Source organism: Citrobacter sp. Cpo147 (assembly GCF_030332405.1).
Lineage (GTDB): Bacteria > Pseudomonadota > Gammaproteobacteria > Enterobacterales > Enterobacteriaceae > Citrobacter > Citrobacter portucalensis.
In genome coordinates, this window is the sequence record NZ_JAOWHX010000033.1 from 233,482 (window position 1) to 251,345 (window position 17,864).

19 protein-coding genes are annotated in these 17,864 nt (G+C 51.6%); 7 read left to right on the plus strand and 12 right to left on the minus strand.

The window, feature by feature from the left end:
• Positions 1 to 75: 75 nt before the first annotated feature.
• A complete protein-coding gene (locus OGY06_RS13125; protein ID WP_003833789.1) occupies positions 76 to 267 on the plus strand; it encodes a YdfD/YebW family protein in 192 nt (63 codons plus the stop codon).
• Here the strand turns inward: OGY06_RS13125 and pphA are convergent, their stop codons facing one another.
• The 4 genes from pphA to yobA all read right to left on the minus strand — a co-directional run bounded on the left by pphA (position 268) and on the right by yobA (position 2,931).
• Positions 268 to 909, minus strand: a complete 642-nt coding sequence (gene pphA, locus OGY06_RS13130; protein ID WP_003833791.1) for a protein-serine/threonine phosphatase — start codon at positions 907 to 909, stop codon at positions 268 to 270.
• A gap of 412 nt (positions 910 to 1,321) precedes the next feature.
• Positions 1,322 to 1,660, minus strand: a complete 339-nt coding sequence (locus tag OGY06_RS13135) for a YebY family protein (protein WP_003833793.1) — start codon at positions 1,658 to 1,660, stop codon at positions 1,322 to 1,324.
• A 20-nt stretch (positions 1,661 to 1,680) separates the two neighbouring features.
• Positions 1,681 to 2,553 (minus strand): copper homeostasis membrane protein CopD, encoded by an 873-nt coding sequence (copD, locus tag OGY06_RS13140; protein WP_008785042.1) that lies wholly within the window; start codon positions 2,551 to 2,553, stop codon positions 1,681 to 1,683.
• Between the two features lie 3 nt (positions 2,554 to 2,556).
• Positions 2,557 to 2,931, minus strand: a complete 375-nt coding sequence (gene yobA, locus OGY06_RS13145) for a CopC domain-containing protein YobA (protein WP_003833799.1) — start codon at positions 2,929 to 2,931, stop codon at positions 2,557 to 2,559.
• Between the two features lie 143 nt (positions 2,932 to 3,074).
• Between yobA and OGY06_RS13150 the strand changes: the two genes are divergently transcribed.
• From OGY06_RS13150 to exoX, 3 genes are all read left to right on the plus strand, one after another.
• Complete coding sequence (locus OGY06_RS13150) at positions 3,075 to 3,305, plus strand: DNA polymerase III subunit theta (RefSeq protein ID WP_003034925.1); 231 nt, start codon at positions 3,075 to 3,077, stop codon at positions 3,303 to 3,305.
• 106 nt (positions 3,306 to 3,411) lie between these two features.
• The gene (locus tag OGY06_RS13155; protein WP_063940873.1) at positions 3,412 to 4,068 is read left to right on the plus strand and encodes a carbon-nitrogen hydrolase family protein; all 657 of its coding nucleotides are present in this window, start codon (positions 3,412 to 3,414) and stop codon (positions 4,066 to 4,068) included.
• Between the two features lie 23 nt (positions 4,069 to 4,091).
• Entirely contained in the window at positions 4,092 to 4,754 is a 663-nt protein-coding gene (exoX, locus tag OGY06_RS13160) for an exodeoxyribonuclease X (protein ID WP_003833802.1), read from the plus strand.
• On the opposite strand, the gene ptrB is transcribed toward exoX, so the two are convergent.
• From ptrB to yebG, 4 genes are all read right to left on the minus strand, one after another.
• The gene (gene ptrB, locus OGY06_RS13165; protein WP_286605464.1) at positions 4,745 to 6,799 is read right to left on the minus strand and encodes an oligopeptidase B; all 2,055 of its coding nucleotides are present in this window, start codon (positions 6,797 to 6,799) and stop codon (positions 4,745 to 4,747) included. The genes exoX and ptrB overlap by 10 nt on opposite strands.
• A gap of 86 nt (positions 6,800 to 6,885) precedes the next feature.
• A complete protein-coding gene (locus OGY06_RS13170) occupies positions 6,886 to 7,545 on the minus strand; it encodes a tellurite resistance TerB family protein (RefSeq protein WP_063940875.1) in 660 nt (219 codons plus the stop codon).
• 94 nt (positions 7,546 to 7,639) lie between these two features.
• Complete coding sequence (gene yebF, locus OGY06_RS13175; RefSeq protein ID WP_020996626.1) at positions 7,640 to 7,993, minus strand: protein YebF; 354 nt, start codon at positions 7,991 to 7,993, stop codon at positions 7,640 to 7,642.
• A 121-nt stretch (positions 7,994 to 8,114) separates the two neighbouring features.
• Positions 8,115 to 8,405 carry a DNA damage-inducible protein YebG gene (yebG, locus tag OGY06_RS13180; RefSeq protein ID WP_032943780.1) on the minus strand — a complete coding sequence of 97 codons (291 nt, stop codon included), beginning with the start codon at positions 8,403 to 8,405 and terminating at the stop codon, positions 8,115 to 8,117.
• Positions 8,406 to 8,537: 132 nt separating this feature from the next.
• Between yebG and purT the strand changes: the two genes are divergently transcribed.
• Positions 8,538 to 9,716, plus strand: a complete 1,179-nt coding sequence (purT, locus tag OGY06_RS13185; RefSeq protein WP_003833812.1) for a formate-dependent phosphoribosylglycinamide formyltransferase — start codon at positions 8,538 to 8,540, stop codon at positions 9,714 to 9,716.
• Between the two features lie 67 nt (positions 9,717 to 9,783).
• Here the strand turns inward: purT and kdgA are convergent, their stop codons facing one another.
• The 3 genes from kdgA to zwf form a co-directional block, all read right to left on the minus strand.
• Positions 9,784 to 10,425 carry a bifunctional 4-hydroxy-2-oxoglutarate aldolase/2-dehydro-3-deoxy-phosphogluconate aldolase gene (gene kdgA, locus OGY06_RS13190; protein WP_003034901.1) on the minus strand — a complete coding sequence of 214 codons (642 nt, stop codon included), beginning with the start codon at positions 10,423 to 10,425 and terminating at the stop codon, positions 9,784 to 9,786.
• Positions 10,426 to 10,459: 34 nt separating this feature from the next.
• Positions 10,460 to 12,271 (minus strand): phosphogluconate dehydratase, encoded by a 1,812-nt coding sequence (edd, locus tag OGY06_RS13195; protein ID WP_003833815.1) that lies wholly within the window; start codon positions 12,269 to 12,271, stop codon positions 10,460 to 10,462.
• 233 nt (positions 12,272 to 12,504) lie between these two features.
• Positions 12,505 to 13,980, minus strand: coding sequence for a glucose-6-phosphate dehydrogenase (gene zwf, locus OGY06_RS13200; RefSeq protein WP_003833817.1), 1,476 nt, complete (start codon positions 13,978 to 13,980; stop codon positions 12,505 to 12,507).
• Positions 13,981 to 14,344: 364 nt separating this feature from the next.
• On the opposite strand from zwf, the gene OGY06_RS13205 reads away from it, so the two are divergent.
• Together OGY06_RS13205 and pyk are read left to right on the plus strand one after the other, a co-directional pair.
• Positions 14,345 to 15,214 carry a MurR/RpiR family transcriptional regulator gene (locus OGY06_RS13205; RefSeq protein WP_126319786.1) on the plus strand — a complete coding sequence of 290 codons (870 nt, stop codon included), beginning with the start codon at positions 14,345 to 14,347 and terminating at the stop codon, positions 15,212 to 15,214.
• 119 nt (positions 15,215 to 15,333) lie between these two features.
• Positions 15,334 to 16,776, plus strand: a complete 1,443-nt coding sequence (pyk, locus tag OGY06_RS13210; RefSeq protein WP_003833821.1) for a pyruvate kinase — start codon at positions 15,334 to 15,336, stop codon at positions 16,774 to 16,776.
• Between the two features lie 46 nt (positions 16,777 to 16,822).
• On the opposite strand, the gene lpxM is transcribed toward pyk, so the two are convergent.
• A complete protein-coding gene (gene lpxM, locus OGY06_RS13215) occupies positions 16,823 to 17,794 on the minus strand; it encodes a lauroyl-Kdo(2)-lipid IV(A) myristoyltransferase (RefSeq protein WP_020996628.1) in 972 nt (323 codons plus the stop codon).
• Between the last annotated feature and the right edge of the window lie 70 nt (positions 17,795 to 17,864).

Below are 17,864 nucleotides of genomic sequence, written 5' to 3' on the forward strand. Positions count from 1 at the left end.
TTATTTCTTGGTTAATTTCCCTCACCTATCAACATCTTCTACACTACAGGTATGGCTTTACCATTTGAGGATGGAATGTTCACGCTGGTTCTTTTTGTGTGCTATCTGGATGGCGGTTGTGAAGATATCGTGGTTGATGTCTACAAAACTGAGCGGCAGTGCCTGATATCGATGGACGATCAACGTATTCGTAACGGCGGATGTTTACCTGCGGACGACTACATCGACAGTTTCTGGCATCCGGCCCAGGAATACAGCGATTTTTGATTATTGCAGTTGTACCAGCGTTAACTCGCCGCCGAATACAGCGCCGGTATCAATATAGTGTAGATTCTCGCGATCCAGCCGATGGCGCAACGGCGTGTGGCCAAACCAGAAGTGATCCGCGCCGCGAATCGCACAACCACTGTTCATCAGTCTCGAGCGGTCCCACAGCACGCGCTGTAAATCGATCTCTTTTAGCCACTGATAATCATCATCCGGGTAATCGGCATGAGCAATAACGTGTATACCGTTCTGACAATGCAGCTCCAGAATCCAGGGTAACTGCCAACACCCTTCAAGAGCAAATTTCGCTGCCGGTTGCTCCGCCTGCTCGAACCACGAGCCACCATTCATAAACCACATGAATTGATCCCCCGTCGCCAGCGCGTCCAGCGCCATCTGTTCATGGTTCCCCCTGACCGCGACAATCCAGCGTTTACGCAGTAGTTTCAGACAACGCAAACTGTCTGGTCCACGGTCGATAACATCCCCCACTGAAACCAGCAGATCCTGCCAGGGATCAAAACGGTACTGGCGCAGTTTAGCCATCAGCATCGAGAAGCATCCGTGGATATCCCCAACCACCCAGACGTGACGCCACTGCGTACCGTCGATTCGTTGATAGATATTGCCAGGTCGTCCCATGTCGCCTCCAGATTACAAGGGTACCTGATTATAATTTTAGCAATGATGGTAAAAAAGCCTGGACGATCGTGGGCAGGAGTATGGTATGGTTTATGGAGAATGCAGCATGCAATACGTCGTGTTTTGCCCTGGATGGCATCGCATTCGCCACATAAAAAGAGACCGAATACGATTCCTGTATTCGGTCCAGGGAAATGGCTCTTGGGAGAGAGCCGTGCGCTAAAAGTTGGCATTAATGCAGGCTAAGTTACCCTGCCATTTAAGAATAGATGACAGCGCCAGGTTTTCCAGTCCGCGGCTAAAGTGGCCGGAAAAAAAGGACGTTTGTTACGCATCCAAACGCAAAAACCGCAAGTTCTCCTGCGAGATCCTTGCGGTTTTTTATTGGAAATCAGAGCGCTACATCTGACAATTAACAGAGCTTTTCTGCACGCTCTACAAACGGTGCCAGGCTCATTTTTTCGCCCGGTTTCGCCGGATCATCAATCTGGATAATCTCTATCGGCTTTGCCGTGGTTTTTCCGCTCTCCACCTGCTGTCTGGCGACATCATTCAACGGGTATTGCACCAGCGTACTGGGATTGATGACATACAGCGCGTTACCTGGACGGCAGGTCAGCATCACCTCTTCCCGATTAAATGCCCACTTATCTTTGCCAACCTCAAAACGGCTGACGGTAATGACCTGCGGCGCAGCCAGCGCGGCTCCGGAGCTTGCCAGGAGTAATAAAGAGATAATGATTTTTTTCATGCGTTTCGCCAGTCCATCAATCAGAAAGGTTCGAGGGTTGCAAACAGGCTGACAATCGCCAGAACAACGGCTCCTATACCCCATTCCAGCTTGGTCATCCAAATAAAATAGAGAGTCATGCCGCGGTTATCCTGCCGCATGCGTGGTACCAGAACATACCGATTCACCAGCGCAATCGCCACCATTAGCATGACCAGGGCACCTTTTAACAAAAGCAGTCGCCCGTAAGCCATGTGCCAGGGAACAGAAAAACCGACAATAAACAGCGCATTCATAATACCGGTTAGTAAAACACCGATAACGAAAAGATGTCCATAGCGTGAGAAGCGCATCATGGTACTGATGGCCTGTTCCCGCCAGCGACCTTGCGCCATTCGCATACAGTAAAGTACGGGCAGCAAACCACCGAACCAGGCGGCAGCGCATACCAAATGTAAAGCGTGGTTAACCTGCTGGATTGCGCCAGGGATACCGCTGTGCAGCGTCGCATGTCCGACGCCAGCCAGCAAAATAAACTGCGCAATAGTCAGCATTAACAGTAGTCGCGGCATACTGCGCGGCACCATGATGGTCACCACCAGCGTGACCAAGGCGAGGATAATCTGCCATAACCAGACGCCACCAAATTGCGTTTGCAACACGGCGAGCCAAACGTCAGTAGAGACAACATCCCGCCAGCCTGAGCCCATTAACCCACCCTGAATCGCCAGCATCAGCGTCGCGCTGATAAAGCTCCACGTCGCAGCATGCCGTTGCAGACGTAAAAAACGACGCATCATTAAACGACGAACCGAAACGGGAGCCAGCCATGCGCCGTAAAGCGCACAGCCAAACACCAGCATCAAAGCGGTAAAATGGATAAACCGTAGTGCAACCCAGGTAAATGCCAGCATTGGTTATTTCACGCTAAAGGTATATTGCCCCTTCGTCTTGTGACCATCCACGGAGACAACGTGCCAGTCGACCGTATATTTTCCTGCTTCAAGTGTTTGATCAAGCGGAACAATCAGCTGCGTTTTGTCCTGCTCACTGCGCGATGCCTTGCCCGTTTTGATCTGTTCTTTGTTAGGACCGGTCAGCGTTGCACCGCTGAATCCCGGCTCTACGCCTTCAGAAAAATTCAGCGTCAACGCCTGAGGAGATGCCGCAACTTCAGCGTTAGCCGCCGGACTTTGTTTTGTGAGGTGGGCATGCGCCAATGCCGCTGGTGTTGCCAGAACGCTGGCGAGTACGATGAGCGCGTTGCGAAGCATAGATGCAGATGAAGCCATTTCGACTATTCCTTTTTGTTATGTCTAACCTGTAGAGAATAACCTTCTACAATGGTCGAGTCGAGAATCATCATTTCTGTCTTGCCATTAACGCACACTCTTAGTAACTTTGCGCGCCGAAAGACAGAGAAAAGGAAAAGCCCATGAACATCAATCTGGCCAAACTTGAGCAAGCGGAAATGGATAAGGTCAATGTCGATCTGGCTGCGGCTGGAGTGGCATTTAAGGAGCGATACAATATGCCCGTTGTTGCAGAAGTTGTTGAACGTGAACAGCCAGAGCATTTACGCGACTGGTTCCGTGAAAGACTCATCGCGCACCGCCTGGCATCCGTTTCGCTTTCACGTTTACCTTACGAGCCTAAAGTTAAATAAAACTTATATTACGTTACGATTCCTTACATGACGCCTGCTACAGTATAAGCATATTCTTAATCCACACATTAAGGATGGTTGTAGACACTATGAAAAGGAAATCATTATGTCATACTGGAAAATCGCAGCAGCACAATACGAACCTCTTCACACCTCAGTTACCGAACATGTCTCGCATCACCTGCAATTCATTCATGCGGCAGCTCAATGCCAATGTGAATTGCTGGTCTTCCCTTCCCTCTCATTGCTGGGTTGTGTTGATGAGAATGACGCGCTTCCTGCCCCACCCGATGAAGCGCTGTTAGAACCTCTCGCACATGCCGCCGCGACTTATCGCATGACGATAATTGCGGGACTACCGGTAGAACATAACAACCGGTTCGTGAAAGGCATTGCGCTTTTCTCTCCCTGGATGACTTCGCCATTAACCTTCCATCAGAGCCACGGGGCCTGTATTGCCAGACAGCGAAATGCCATCAGCGTTGTAGATAGCCAACCGGAAGGCATTGATATCGACCCGGCTTTTTCGCTGTTCACCAGCTGCCAGTCAGTCAGTGAACCGGAACTGCTCTCCTCTACATCTCGCCTACAAAGTTTCTCACATAAATTCGCCATCGCGGTATTAATGGCCAATGCGCGGGGTAGCAGTGCGTTATGGGATGAACGAGGTCGATTGATTGTTCGCGCAGACAGCGGTTCGTTGCTGTTAACCGGCCAACGCACGCCACGGGGTTGGCAAGGTGATATCATTCCATTACGCTAGTCGTTTTGGGTCAGGAGCATGGCATGTTGCGCATAATAGATACAGAAACCTGTGGTCTACAGGGAGGCATTGTTGAAATTGCTTCTGTCGACGTGGTTGACGGAAAAATAGTCAACCCCATGAGCCACCTGGTACGCCCTGACCGCCCCATCAGCCCACAAGCAATGGCTATCCATCGCATTACTGAAGCAATGGTGGCCGATAAGCCATGGATTGAAGACGTCATCCCGCAGTATTACGGCAGCGAATGGTACGTGGCGCACAATGCCAGCTTTGACCGCCGCGTATTGCCCGATATGCCCGGGGAATGGATTTGCACCATGAAGCTCTCCCGTCGGTTGTGGCCGGGGATCAAATACAGCAACATGGCGTTGTATAAATCGCGCAAGCTGAGCGTCCAGACACCAGCGGGTCTCCACCATCACCGCGCCCTGTACGATTGCTACATCACTGCGGCACTGCTGATCGACATCATGCAGACGTCAGGCTGGACAGCCGATCAAATGGTCGATATTACCGGCCGTCCCGCCTTACTCACTACTTTCACTTTTGGTAAGTACCGCGGAAAACCGGTATCAGAAGTGGCTGAACGCGATCCGGGCTATCTACGTTGGTTATTTAATAACCTTGACAATATGAGCCCGGAACTACGATTAACGCTAAAACACTATTTGGATCACGCCTGAGCAGGTAGTGTTCCCTGCGCCAGTCCAATCAAAAAAGCGTACTCAAGGGCCACGCCTTCGTAAGATTTAAAACGCCCGGATTTACCGCCGTGTCCGGAATCCATATCCGTGCAAAGTAGCAGCAAACGATCGTCCGTTTTCAGCTCACGCAGTTTTGCCACCCATTTTGCTGGTTCCCAGTATTGCACCTGGGAATCGTGTAATCCCGTCGTGACCAGCAGATGTGGGTATGCCTGCGCGGTTACATTGTCATACGGGCTGTAGCTTTTCATATAGGTGTAATACTCTTCGTCCTGCGGATTACCCCACTCTTCAAACTCACCGGTCGTCAGGGGAATTGATTCATCGAGCATAGTGGTTACCACATCGACAAACGGCACCTGAGCAATAACACCATGGAAGCGTTCCGGGCGTTCATTAATGGCGACGCCCATTAACATGCCTCCGGCGCTTCCGCCCATGCCATAACATAACTCAGGCGCGCCATAGCCCATTTTTAGCAGCGCATCACAGACGTCGAGGTAATCATTAAAAGTATTTTTCTTGTGCAGAAACTTACCGTCCTCGTACCACTGTTTTCCTAATTCACCACCACCACGCACATGGGCAATAGCATAAACAAAGCCGCGATCCAGTAAGCTCAAACGGCTGCTGCTGAAATCGGCATCCATGCTGGCGCCATATGAGCCATAGCCATAAACGAGTAACGGATTTTTTCCTTTCAGGAAATACTTTTGATGATAAACCAGCGAAACCGGAACCTCGGTGCCATCACGCGCAGTTATCCATAGGTGTTCGCTACGGTAATTCGCCGCATCAAATCCGGGGACCTCCGTCTGCTTAAGCACACGACGTTCCCCGGTGTCCATATCCAGTTCAAACAACGTGTCCGGGGTGGTCATGGAGGAATAACCATAGCGCAGGCGCGATGTCTCAGGCTCTGGATTATAGGCAAGCCAGGTCACATAAGCCGGATCGTCAAAGGCGATCCCGACCACTTCGCGCGTTTTACGATTAATCTGTCGTAGGCTGGTTAAGCCCCGCTGACGCTCTTCTACCACCAGCCAGTCAGTGAATAGCGTAAAGCCCTCCAGCATCACGTTGTCGCGCGCTGGGATCAGCGTCTCCCAGGCTTGCTCATCACGAACGCGGGTACGATACAGGCCGAAATTTTTCCCCTGACGGTTGGAGCGCAGATAAAAATTGTGTTGATAGTGATCGAGACTGTATTCATGGTCTTTGCGTCGCGCTAAAAAGACCAACGGTTCGGCATCCGCCAGTTCTGCGTCAAGCAGTAAAACCTCACTGGTGGTCGCACTGGCGATATGAATAACCACATAGTGTAGCGAGGTGGTTTTATGCAGGCTGACATAAAAAATATCATCGGCTTCTTCATACACCAGCTCATCCAGTGACGATGGCGAGCCGACTGTATGTCGCCACACCTGATACGGCAATAACGTTGTTTCGTGCTTGCGCACGTAATAGAAAGTCTGAGAATCATTCGCCCAGACCAGATCCGCTTCGACGTTTTCCAGCACTTCCGGATACCAGTTGCCGCTTTGCAAGTTGCGAAAACGCACGCCATATTGCCGGCGAGAGAGATAATCTTCCGCCAGCGCCATGATGGTGTTATCCGGAGATATCGCCAGTCCACCCAGCGTATAAAACTCGCTGTGTGCCGCGCGCTGGTTCCCATCCAATAGAGTATCCCAATCATCCCACTCTTCACTGAGGGCAGACTGACGCTGATAAATAGCATATTCGCACCCCGGTTCATAAATATGCCGGTAGCGATAACCATTCTTCACATAGGGGGCTGATACATCCTGAGGCGGGATACGGTCGATAATCTCTTTCAGGACGCGATCCTGCAAAGCCTGCTGCGAGGCCATAACCTGGCGGCCATACGCGTTTTCTTGTTGCAGATAATCCAGCACTTCTGGCTGCGAGCGGGTGTCATCTCGCAGCCAGTAATAATTATCAACACGAGTATCGCCATGCTGCGTCATGGCGTGAGGAATACGAGAAGCTTTTGGTAGCATGTCATTGTTCTTTTGCTTAAACATCCTATAAGGGTGGCAAAAGACAGCAATGATGCAAGCGAAACATGCGCCTTAGCGGTAAGTAATTAACCCGGTAAAGCCTGTTTTTGTTCTTTGAGATCCTGTTCAATGCCTTCACGAACATCCAGCGGGATCTTCAACGCATCGCCCAGCGCATTGAGATAGCTACGCTCCATAAAGTGGTCGATATCAATCGCCGCACAGCTCAGGAAGTAAATTTCCAGCGCTTCTTCTTCGTTGCGGATGCCCTGCGCCAGGCGCTGAGGATCTAACGGTTGTTCAATAGCACGTTCAATAAGAACGCGGCCCTGCTCTTCCACGCCCGCTTCACGGAGCTGCTGTTCAATGGCCGCTCGTTCTTTGGCATCAATATGTCCATCGCTTTTCGCCGCAAAAACCAGCGCCAGGATCAGACGCTCGGTGCGCTCATCCAGCGGTGAACTTTGTGCGCCAAACTGCGGCTCATCCTGATGCGCAGCGCGAACCTTATCCTTGTATTTGTTCCATAACACGGTACCGGCAACCGCACCGCCGCCCACCAGAAGCGCGCTGGTGCCGTATTTGCTCAGCAATTTTCGTGAAGATTTGTTGGCAACCAGTAATCCTGCCAGACCGCCTAACGCGCCTGGAACCAGAAGTTTACTCAGCCCTTGCTCGCCAGAAGATGACGCGGAGGATCCTTTTTGCCCAAGAAGAGATTGTAGTTGATTCAGCCAATTAGCCATTTTGCCCCTCAAGTACAGACGAATAATCATCAAAGCGTACCCGAGGGGATGTCAGGAAGTGTTCAGGTCATCAAAAGATGTGCAAATACCTGCGTTACTGCGGCTGATACTCCGCCGTTCCGGCTTTGCAGTCGACTTTTACCTGATAGTGAATATCCGCGCTTTTACCGCGAACCGTCAGAGGAACTGACCATTTCCCGTCTTTGCCCGTAATATCGGGCGTGTTGACCCAGGCGACAGGGTCGGCTTGCCCGACGAGTTTTTGATCGTCAGCCCAGCGCGCGATGCGATTTTGCTGATAGTCACGTTTCACGCTTGCCGCAATACCGTCAGCATCCAGTCCTTCGCACTTGGGGAACTGAACATTCTTGCTTTCCATATTTGCCGCAAATACCGATACGCTGGCAGACAATAACAGCAGGCTCAATAACGCTCTTTTTTTATACATTCTTTTCTCCTTAATCTCCCCTTCGTCCTTCAGGTTGCCTGCGGCAACGTGAAATAACGTCAGGGATTGCACAATGATTCAGGGAAAAGCATGGTACAAAACGTCAGGAGCGCAAGTCGTTTCAGGCAGCCTGAGTATCATCCTCAGTGTGTGCATCGTTTTCGACAGCCTGTGGCGAAGGCAGCTTGCCGTTTTTCAGAATGGCGCTCAGCACATCTTTTTGCTCAGCCAGCCACAGGGAGAGAGCTTCACGCTGCTCGTCTTCGAGCGCTACCGGCGATTGCTCCAGCCATGTGTCGAGCAGATCTGCTGTATCCAGCATTTTGTCATACGCATCGGCTTCCTTTTTGCTGGTAAACGACATTTTTTCCTCACCTTCCCGAATGACTACGTATTTAACTTCAACCGCCATTTTTGCAGCCTCTTAAATTAACTGTATTTATGTACAGTATATTCTTTTTAAGCTCTGAAATCAACCTGATAATAAAGACAGACGCAAACGTTTTCGTATATACTGCGCCCAGATAAAACAGGGGATTAATTTATGACGTTATTAGGCACAGCGCTGCGTCCCGCAGCAACGCGAGTGATGTTATTAGGTTCAGGTGAACTGGGTAAAGAAGTGGCGATTGAATGCCAACGCCTGGGTGTGGAAGTCATTGCCGTGGATCGTTACCCCGACGCGCCAGCCATGCACGTTGCCCATCGCTCCTACGTAATTAACATGCTGGATGGCGAGGCATTACGCCAGCTTGTCGAGCGTGAAAAACCACATTACATCGTGCCGGAAATAGAGGCGATTGCCACGGATATGCTGGTCAAACTGGAACAGGAAGGTCAACACGTTGTGCCTTGCGCACGAGCGACCCAACTGACCATGAACCGGGAAGGAATCCGTCGTCTCGCCGCCGAAGAATTGTCTTTACCTACATCATCTTTCCGTTTTGCAGACACCGAAACACGCTTCCGTGAGGCCGTTGCCGAAATCGGCTATCCCTGCATTGTGAAGCCGGTCATGAGTTCTTCCGGCAAGGGGCAGAGCTTTATCCGTTCAGCCGATCAGCTCACCGAGGCGTGGAACTATGCTCAACAGGGAGGCCGGGCAGGCGCCGGACGCGTTATCGTCGAAGGCGTAGTGAATTTTGATTTTGAAATCACCCTGCTAACCGTCAGCGCCGTTGATGGTGTGCATTTCTGCGCGCCGGTAGGTCATCGCCAGGAAGATGGCGATTATCGCGAGTCCTGGCAGCCGCAGCAGATGAGTGACCTGGCGCTGGCGCGCGCGCAGGAAATAGCCCGCAAGGTGGTACTGGCGCTGGGCGGTCACGGACTGTTTGGCGTGGAGCTGTTTGTCTGCGGTGATGAGGTGATTTTCAGCGAAGTCTCCCCTCGCCCTCACGACACGGGTATGGTGACCTTAATTTCGCAGGATCTGTCTGAGTTTGCCCTGCACGTACGTGCATTTCTCGGTCTGCCCGTTGGCGAAATCCGCCAGTATGGACCTTCTGCTTCCGCCGTTATTCTGCCGCAACTTACCAGCCAGAATATCACATTTGATAACGTACAAGCCGCTGTAGGTGCGGGTATGCAAGTGCGTTTCTTTGGCAAGCCGGAAATCGACGGGAGCCGTCGTCTGGGCGTTGTGCTGGCCACAGCACAGAGCATTGAAGATGCGGTGATACGCGCGAAAGACGCAGCCGCACAGGTGAAAGTCGCAGGATAAAAACCAGACCCGTAGGCCGGATAAAACATTGATGCCGTATCCGACCTACGGTTTACGCATTAACGGCTTACTGCTTCGCGCCTTCTACTGCTTCACGAGCCAGCTTGGTAATACGATCGTAATCACCCGCTTCCAGCGCATCCGCCGGAACCAGCCAGGAACCACCGATGCACAGCACGCTTTTCAGTGCCAGGTAGTCACGGTAGTTCGCCGGAGAGATACCGCCGGTTGGGCAGAAACGCACCTGAGAGAACGGACCCGCAATTGCCTGCAGCGCTTTGGTACCGCCATTTGCTTCAGCAGGGAAGAATTTGAACTCTTTCAAACCGTAGTCCATACCCAGCATCAGTTCAGACACGGTGCTGATACCAGGGATCAGCGGAATAGTACCTTCCGTCGCGGCTTTCAGCAGCGGCTCGGTCAGACCCGGACTGATAGCAAACTGTGCACCGGCTTCGGTAACTTCAGCCAGCTGTTGTGGATTCAGTACAGTACCTGCACCAACGATAGCGTCCGGAACTTCTTTTGCGATCGCGCGAATGGCATCCATCGCACATGCTGTACGTAAGGTCACTTCCAGAACGCGCACGCCGCCTGCAACCAGCGCTTTTGCCATCGGCACTGCGTGTTCCAGTTTATTAACCACGATAACCGGTACAACCGGGCCAGTGGTCAGGATTGCTTCTGCACTTGTCTTCCAGTTTTTCATCAGAGTTTTCTCTCGCCTGATTACAAAATAAGTCTTAAAAAGTGATACAGGTTGCGCCCTGTTCCGCACCGGACAGCTTTTCACGCAACGCGCTGAACATTTCACGGCCTGTGCCCACGCGCGATGCGCTGAGGTCAGGAATGTGAGGCTGACGAGAAGCAAGTTCCTCTTCATCAACCAGCAGCGTCAATTCACCTGTCTGTCCATTCACACGAATGATGTCGCCATCGCGTACTTTTGCCAGCAGCCCGCCATCGTAGGCTTCTGGGGTTACATGGATTGCTGAAGGCACTTTACCTGAAGCACCTGAAAGTCGTCCATCGGTAACTAACGCAATTTTGAAACAACGGTCCAATAATACACCAAGTGGCGGCATGAGTTTATGTAATTCTGGCATTCCGTTTGCTTTTGGTCCCTGATGGCGCACAACGACTACGCAATCACGGTCGAGCAGTCCCGCATCGAAGGCCGGCAATACATCATGCTGACTTTCAAAAACAACCGCGGGCGCTTCAATTACCTGATTTTCTACCGGAACCGCCGACGTTTTCATCACCGCACGTCCGAGGTTACCGCTCAGCACTTTGGTACCGCCGTGGTGGGAGAATGGCTGATCGATGGTAGCAATCACATTGCTGTCCAGCGACTTCGCTGCCCCTTCGCGCCAGTCCAGTTCACCCTCGTTGAGCCAGGGTTCCATGGTGTAACGCGACAAACCAAACCCAGCAACGGTGTTCACATCTTCATGCAGCAGACCCGCATTCAGCAGTTCGCGCATTAACACCGGCACGCCACCCGCTGCCTGGAAGTGGTTAATATCTGCCGGACCATTCGGATACAGACGCGCCATCAACGGCACGATATCGGACAGATCGGAGAAGTCGTCCCAGTTAATCAGAATCCCGGCTGCGCGCGCCATCGCAACCAGGTGCATTGTATGGTTGGTTGACCCCCCGGTCGCCAGCAGCGCGACAATACCGTTCACCACTACTTTTTCATCGATCATTTTACCGATCGGCATCCATTCATTGCCGTTACCGGTCAGACGCGTTACCTGACGAGCAGCCGCGGCGGTCAACGCTTCGCGCAGCGGGGCATCCGGGTGTACGAATGAGGACCCTGGCAGTTGCATCCCCATAAACTCCACCACCATCTGGTTGGTGTTTGCCGTACCATAGAACGTACAGGTCCCCGGTGCGTGATAAGACGCCGCTTCGGATTCAAGCAGCGCCATGCGATCGACTTTGCCTTCAGCATACAACTGACGGATACGCACTTTTTCTTTGTTCGCCAGACCACTCGCCATCGGGCCGGAGGGAATAAAGATCGAAGGCAGATGACCAAATGACAGTGCCGCCATCACCAGACCCGGGACAATTTTGTCGCACACGCCAAGGAATAACGCGCCGTCGAACATATTGTGTGAGAGGCCGACAGCAGCCGACATCGCAATCACTTCGCGACTCAGTAACGAAAGCTCCATCCCATCCTGTCCCTGGGTCACACCGTCGCACATCGCAGGAACACCGCCAGCGACCTGGCCTACCGCATTGGCTTCATGCAGCGCTTTACGAATGATGTCCGGATAATGTTCGTACGGCTGATGCGCGGAAAGCATGTCGTTATAGGAGGTAATGATCGCGATATTGTTACGCAGCATGCTTTTCAGCGAGGCCTTGTCATCTGGCTGGCAGGCAGCAAAACCATGCGCCAGGTTACCGCACGCCAGTTGTGAACGATGAACGGTAGTCGATTTCGCTTGTTCAATACGGGCAAGGTAGGCGGAACGCGTGTCGCGAGAACGTTCGACAATACGCTTTGTTACGCGTAACAAATTCGGATTCATAGAGGCTCCTAAAATTTATCTGTCAGAGCGTTGGATCAACAATGTGTTTCAGTTGGGTTAAAAGCAGCTGAATCGCTTGTTAGCCGTAGCTCAGGGGCAAAATCGTTTCAGGCAGTGTAATAAAAAAAGCCCCGCGGGTGAATCCACGCGGAGCTTAAAAGTGCAAAAATTATTCTACAATCTGTGTTAGATCATGTTACCGGTAAAATAACACCTATGGGCTAGATGATATTTTACTCGAATTCGTTCCAGGAACGACCATCACGGGTAATCATGGCCACAGAGGCAACCGGTCCCCAGGTCCCGGCCTGATACGGTTTAGGTGCGTCGTTGTCCATTGCCCAGGCTTCAGTAATAGAATCGACCCACTTCCATGCTTCTTCAACTTCATCTCGACGCACAAACAGCGCCTGAATGCCGCGCATCGTTTCAAGCAGCAGGCGCTCATAAGCGTCGGCCAGATGCGTTTGGTTGAAGGTTTCGGAGTAGCTCAGATCAAGTTTGGTAATTTGCAGGTTATGCTTGTGATCCAGCCCCGGCACTTTGTTTAGTACCTGGATATCGACACCTTCATCAGGCTGCAAACGGATAGTCAGCTTGTTCTGCGGCAGGTCCTGCCAGGATTCTCTGAACAGGTTCAGCTCAGGCGTTTTGAAGTACACCACCACTTCAGAACACTTGGTCGGTAAACGTTTACCGGTACGCAGATAGAATGGAACACCCGCCCAGCGCCAGTTATCGATATCCACACGGATCGCCACAAACGTTTCCGTGTTGCTGCTCTTGTTCGCGCCTTCTTCTTCCAGGTATCCCGGAACTTTTTTGCCCTGGGCAAAACCGGCGGTGTACTGACCACGAACTGTCTTTTCACGTACGTTCGAACGATCGATACGACGCAGTGATTTCAGTACTTTCACTTTTTCATCACGGATGCTGTCGGCGCTCAGATCGGACGGCGGAGACATCGCGATCATGCACAGGATCTGCAGCAGGTGGTTCTGGATCATGTCGCGCATTTGACCGGCCTGGTCAAAGTAGCCCCAGCGCCCTTCAATGCCCACTTCTTCCGCCACGGTAATTTCTACGTGGTCGATAGTGCGGTTATCCCAGTTATTCACAAACAGGGAGTTGGCAAAACGCAGTGCCAACAGGTTCAGTACCGTCTCTTTGCCGAGATAGTGGTCGATGCGGTAAACCTGGCACTCTTCGAAATACTCGCCAACCTGATCGTTGATTTCACGAGATGTTGCCAGTGATGTACCCAGCGGTTTTTCCATCACCACGCGGGCAGGCTTAGCATTCAGCTTTGCTTCACCCAGACCTTTGCAGATCGCGCCAAAGGTGCTCGGCGGCATTGCAAAATAGTTGATGGTGGTACGCGATTTTTGATCCAGCATTTTGCCCAGACGCTTAAACGCGGCGGTGTCGTTGACGTCCAGGTTACAAAACTCAAGACGACCGCTGAGGGTTTCCCACAAACTTTCATCAATTTTTTCTTTCATGAAGGTTTCGAGCGCTTCGCGCACAACCTTGGTATAGGCTGCTTTGTCCCAGTCGGCACGCCCAACCCCAATGATGCGGGTATCCGGGTTAATCTGGCCGGCCTTTTCCAGTTGATACAGGGAAGGCAGCAATTTCCGTCGCGCCAGGTCGCCCTTCGCGCCGAAAATGACCAGATCACATGCCTGGGCTGTTTGCGTTACCGCCATGTCATTCTCCTCAATTAAGTGCCTGGTGCTTTTGCCAGACACTGGTTGTAATTTTATTACAGTGCACTGTACTGCTTTTACGTGAATCCGGAAACCGTAAACGCTTATCCAGCCGTGCTGTTACCGCGAACAGCCGCTTTATTGGCGTATAACCCATCAAAATGGATAAAAAAGTCGTCTTTTTCGTACCCATGAAGAAGTATGAAAATCCGACTCCGATCATGTAATGAAAAAAAACAACAACTATTTTGTCCATTTTGCCCCGTTGCTGCACTAGCAGGGGTACTATCTACCAGAGTTACCACTCGATTTCCCCTTATCGTTGAAATCGTTTTTGCCCATGACCCATGAGTCTACCTACATCATGAATATGCTGGAAAAAATCCAGTTAAAACTGGAACATTTGAGCAAGTCAGAACGTAAAGTCGCCGACATTATTCTTGCCTCTCCCGAGCGGGCAATTCACTCAAGCATCGCTGCGCTTGCTGTAGAAGCCAACGTCAGCGAACCGACGGTGAACCGTTTCTGTCGTAGCATGGATACGCGCGGCTTCCCTGATTTTAAACTGCATCTGGCACAAAGTCTGGCAAATGGTACCCCTTATGTTAATCGCAATGTGGATGAGGATGACAGCGTAGAATCTTATACGGGGAAAATCTTCGAATCGGCGATGGCAAGCCTTGACCACGTTCGTCAGTCGCTGGATAACACAGCGGTAAACCGGGCGGTAGATTTGTTAACCCAGGCGAAGAAAATCGCCTTCTTTGGTTTAGGTTCTTCCGCCGCGGTCGCGCACGACGCGATGAACAAATTTTTCCGCTTTAACGTACCGGTAATCTATTCCGACGACATTGTCCTGCAACGGATGAGTTGTATGAATTGTAGCGACGACGACGTCATTGTGCTTATTTCTCATACCGGAAGAACCAAAAGTCTGGTTGAACTGGCGCAGTTAGCAAGGGAAAACGACGCTATGGTTATCGCCCTCACCTCTCCCGGCACGCCACTGGCGCGTGAAGCCACGCTGGCTATTACCCTCGATGTACCGGAAGATACTGACATTTATATGCCCATGGTCTCTCGACTTGCTCAACTGACCGTGATAGATGTGCTGGCTACAGGATTTACTTTGCGCCGAGGGGCAAAATTTAGAGATAACTTGAAGCGTGTCAAGGAAGCGCTCAAGGAATCGCGTTTTGATAAAGAATTACTCATCAAGAGTGATGACCGCTAAAAGCAATAACAATGTTCTACCCTTTTATCATCCGGGTCGTTCATTTTACCGTTAATGTTTGAGAACGGCCGGATTAATGTTCACGCAACACCTAGTTGTTTCAGTCAACGGAGTATTACATGTCCAGAAGGCTTCGCAGAACCAAAATCGTTACCACGTTAGGCCCGGCAACTGACCGCGATAACAACCTTGAGAAGATTATCGCCGCGGGTGCGAACGTCGTACGTATGAACTTTTCCCACGGCTCTCCAGAAGATCACAAACTGCGGGCGGATAAGGTCCGTGAAATTGCCGCAAAACTGGGACGTCATGTAGCTATTTTGGGTGACCTGCAGGGACCTAAAATCCGCGTATCTACCTTTAAAGAAGGTAAAGTTTTTCTTAATGTTGGCGACAAGTTCCTGTTAGACGCCAACCTCGGTAAAGGCGAAGGCGACAAAGAAAAAGTCGGCATTGATTATAAGGGACTGCCTGCAGACGTCGTGCCTGGCGATATCCTGCTGCTCGACGACGGTCGCGTACAGCTTAAAGTGCTGGAAGTTCAGGGCATGAAAGTCTTCACCGAAGTCACTGTCGGTGGCCCGCTGTCCAATAACAAGGGCATCAACAAACTGGGCGGCGGTCTCTCTGCTGAAGCCCTCACCGAAAAAGACAAAGCCGACATCATTACCGCAGCGCAAATCAGCGTTGACTATTTGGCTGTCTCCTTCCCGCGCTGCGGCGAAGATCTAAACTATGCCCGCCGTCTGGCGCGCGACGCCGGTTGCGATGCGAAAATTGTCGCCAAGGTAGAACGTGCAGAAGCCGTCTGCGACCAGAATGCGATGGATGACATCATCCTGGCTTCTGACGTAGTGATGGTAGCCCGTGGCGACCTGGGTGTTGAAATCGGTGACCCTGAGTTGGTAGGTATTCAGAAAGCGTTGATTCGCCGTGCGCGTCAGCTGAACCGTGCGGTCATCACCGCCACACAGATGATGGAGTCGATGATCACCAACCCAATGCCGACTCGTGCGGAAGTGATGGACGTGGCTAACGCCGTCCTCGACGGTACCGATGCCGTGATGCTCTCTGCCGAAACAGCAGCAGGTCAGTACCCGGCGGAAACCGTCACGGCAATGGCGCGCGTTTGCCTGGGTGCAGAGAAGATCCCAAGCATCAACGTCTCTAAACACCGCCTTGACGTGCAGTTTGATAACGTTGAAGAAGCGATTGCGATGTCAGCGATGTATGCTGCTAACCACCTGAAAGGGGTCACCGCTATTATCGCTATGACGGAGTCTGGTCGTACTGCGCTGATGACTTCTCGTATCAGTTCCGGTCTGCCAATTTTCGCGATGTCTCGTCATGAACGTACGCTGAATCTGACCTCTCTGTATCGCGGTGTCACCCCGGTTCACTTTGACAGCGAAACAGATGGCGTCGTTGCCGCCAATGAAGCAGTGAACCTGCTGCGCGATAAAGGCTATCTGGTTTCCGGCGATCTGGTGATTGTGACACAGGGCGATGTGATGAGCACTATTGGCTCAACTAACACCACGCGTATTCTGACCGTCGAGTAACGCCAGCGTTTGATGTAAAAAAGCCTCTCGTTTGAGAGGCTTTTTTTTATTTCTTCGGATAGAGATCTTTGCGCTTATAGGGCTCAATCTCGCCGGGTTTACGCGTCTTAAGCAGTTTCAGTATCCAGGTGTATTGTTCGACATGAGGCGTGACAAAAATTTCCACCTCTTCGTTCATTCGTCTGGCAATGGTGTGGTCATCCGCTGTCAGGATGTCATCCATCGGAGGACGGACCTTAATCGTCAGGCGGTGCGTTTTACCGTCATACACCGGAAACAGCGGCACTACACGCGCGTGGCAAACCTTCATCAAGCGACCAATTGCCGGTAACGTTGCTTTATAGGTAGCAAAAAAATCGACAAACTCGCTGTGCTCAGGCCCATGGTCCTGATCCGGCAGGTAGTATCCCCAATATCCCTGACGTACAGACTGAATAAACGGTTTGATGCCATCATTACGTGCATGTAATCGGCCTCCGAAACGACGGCGCACCGTGTTCCAGACGTAATCAAATACCGGGTTCCCCTGATTGTGGAACATTGCTGCCATTTTCTGTCCCTGGGAAGCCATCAGCATCGCCGGGATATCTACGCCCCAGCCATGAGGAACGAGAAAAATCACTTTTTCATCGTTGCGGCGCATCTCTTCGATGATTTCAAGGCCCTGCCAGTCAACCCGATTCTGAATTTTCTCCGGACCGCGCAGGGCCAGTTCCGCCATCATGACCATCGCCTGAGGGGCGGTCGCGAACATCTCATCGACAATGGCTTCGCGCTCAGCTTCGCTGCGTTCAGGAAAACAAAGGGATAAATTGATCAGTGCTCTGCGACGTGAGCTTTTTCCCAAACGTCCAACCATCCGTCCGAGCTTTGCCAGAATAGGATCGCGAAATGACGCCGGCGTTAACGCAATCCCAGCTATCGCCGCTACACCCAGCCAGGCGCCCCAGTAGCGCGGATAGCGAAATGATTTATCAAACTCAGGGATATACTCAATATTCTTTTTTTTCGTTTCCATGCTCTTCCAGTGTCTGGTGCGGCGAAAAGTAGATCTGCTGATAGTGTAGCGGCGCACGATGCGCCGTACA

Coding starts and splice junctions, on each gene's coding strand:
- OGY06_RS13125 (WP_003833789.1), top strand. CDS start 76: ATGTTCACGCTGGTTCTTTTTGTGTGCTATCTGGATGGCGGTTGTGAA.
- pphA (WP_003833791.1), bottom strand. CDS start 909: ATGGGACGACCTGGCAATATCTATCAACGAATCGACGGTACGCAGTGG.
- OGY06_RS13135 (WP_003833793.1), bottom strand. CDS start 1,660: ATGAAAAAAATCATTATCTCTTTATTACTCCTGGCAAGCTCCGGAGCC.
- copD (WP_008785042.1), bottom strand. CDS start 2,553: ATGCTGGCATTTACCTGGGTTGCACTACGGTTTATCCATTTTACCGCT.
- yobA (WP_003833799.1), bottom strand. CDS start 2,931: ATGGCTTCATCTGCATCTATGCTTCGCAACGCGCTCATCGTACTCGCC.
- OGY06_RS13150 (WP_003034925.1), top strand. CDS start 3,075: ATGAACATCAATCTGGCCAAACTTGAGCAAGCGGAAATGGATAAGGTC.
- OGY06_RS13155 (WP_063940873.1), top strand. CDS start 3,412: ATGTCATACTGGAAAATCGCAGCAGCACAATACGAACCTCTTCACACC.
- exoX (WP_003833802.1), top strand. CDS start 4,092: ATGTTGCGCATAATAGATACAGAAACCTGTGGTCTACAGGGAGGCATT.
- ptrB (WP_286605464.1), bottom strand. CDS start 6,799: ATGCTACCAAAAGCTTCTCGTATTCCTCACGCCATGACGCAGCATGGC.
- OGY06_RS13170 (WP_063940875.1), bottom strand. CDS start 7,545: ATGGCTAATTGGCTGAATCAACTACAATCTCTTCTTGGGCAAAAAGGA.
- yebF (WP_020996626.1), bottom strand. CDS start 7,993: ATGTATAAAAAAAGAGCGTTATTGAGCCTGCTGTTATTGTCTGCCAGC.
- yebG (WP_032943780.1), bottom strand. CDS start 8,405: ATGGCGGTTGAAGTTAAATACGTAGTCATTCGGGAAGGTGAGGAAAAA.
- purT (WP_003833812.1), top strand. CDS start 8,538: ATGACGTTATTAGGCACAGCGCTGCGTCCCGCAGCAACGCGAGTGATG.
- kdgA (WP_003034901.1), bottom strand. CDS start 10,425: ATGAAAAACTGGAAGACAAGTGCAGAAGCAATCCTGACCACTGGCCCG.
- edd (WP_003833815.1), bottom strand. CDS start 12,271: ATGAATCCGAATTTGTTACGCGTAACAAAGCGTATTGTCGAACGTTCT.
- zwf (WP_003833817.1), bottom strand. CDS start 13,980: ATGGCGGTAACGCAAACAGCCCAGGCATGTGATCTGGTCATTTTCGGC.
- OGY06_RS13205 (WP_126319786.1), top strand. CDS start 14,345: ATGAATATGCTGGAAAAAATCCAGTTAAAACTGGAACATTTGAGCAAG.
- pyk (WP_003833821.1), top strand. CDS start 15,334: ATGTCCAGAAGGCTTCGCAGAACCAAAATCGTTACCACGTTAGGCCCG.
- lpxM (WP_020996628.1), bottom strand. CDS start 17,794: ATGGAAACGAAAAAAAAGAATATTGAGTATATCCCTGAGTTTGATAAA.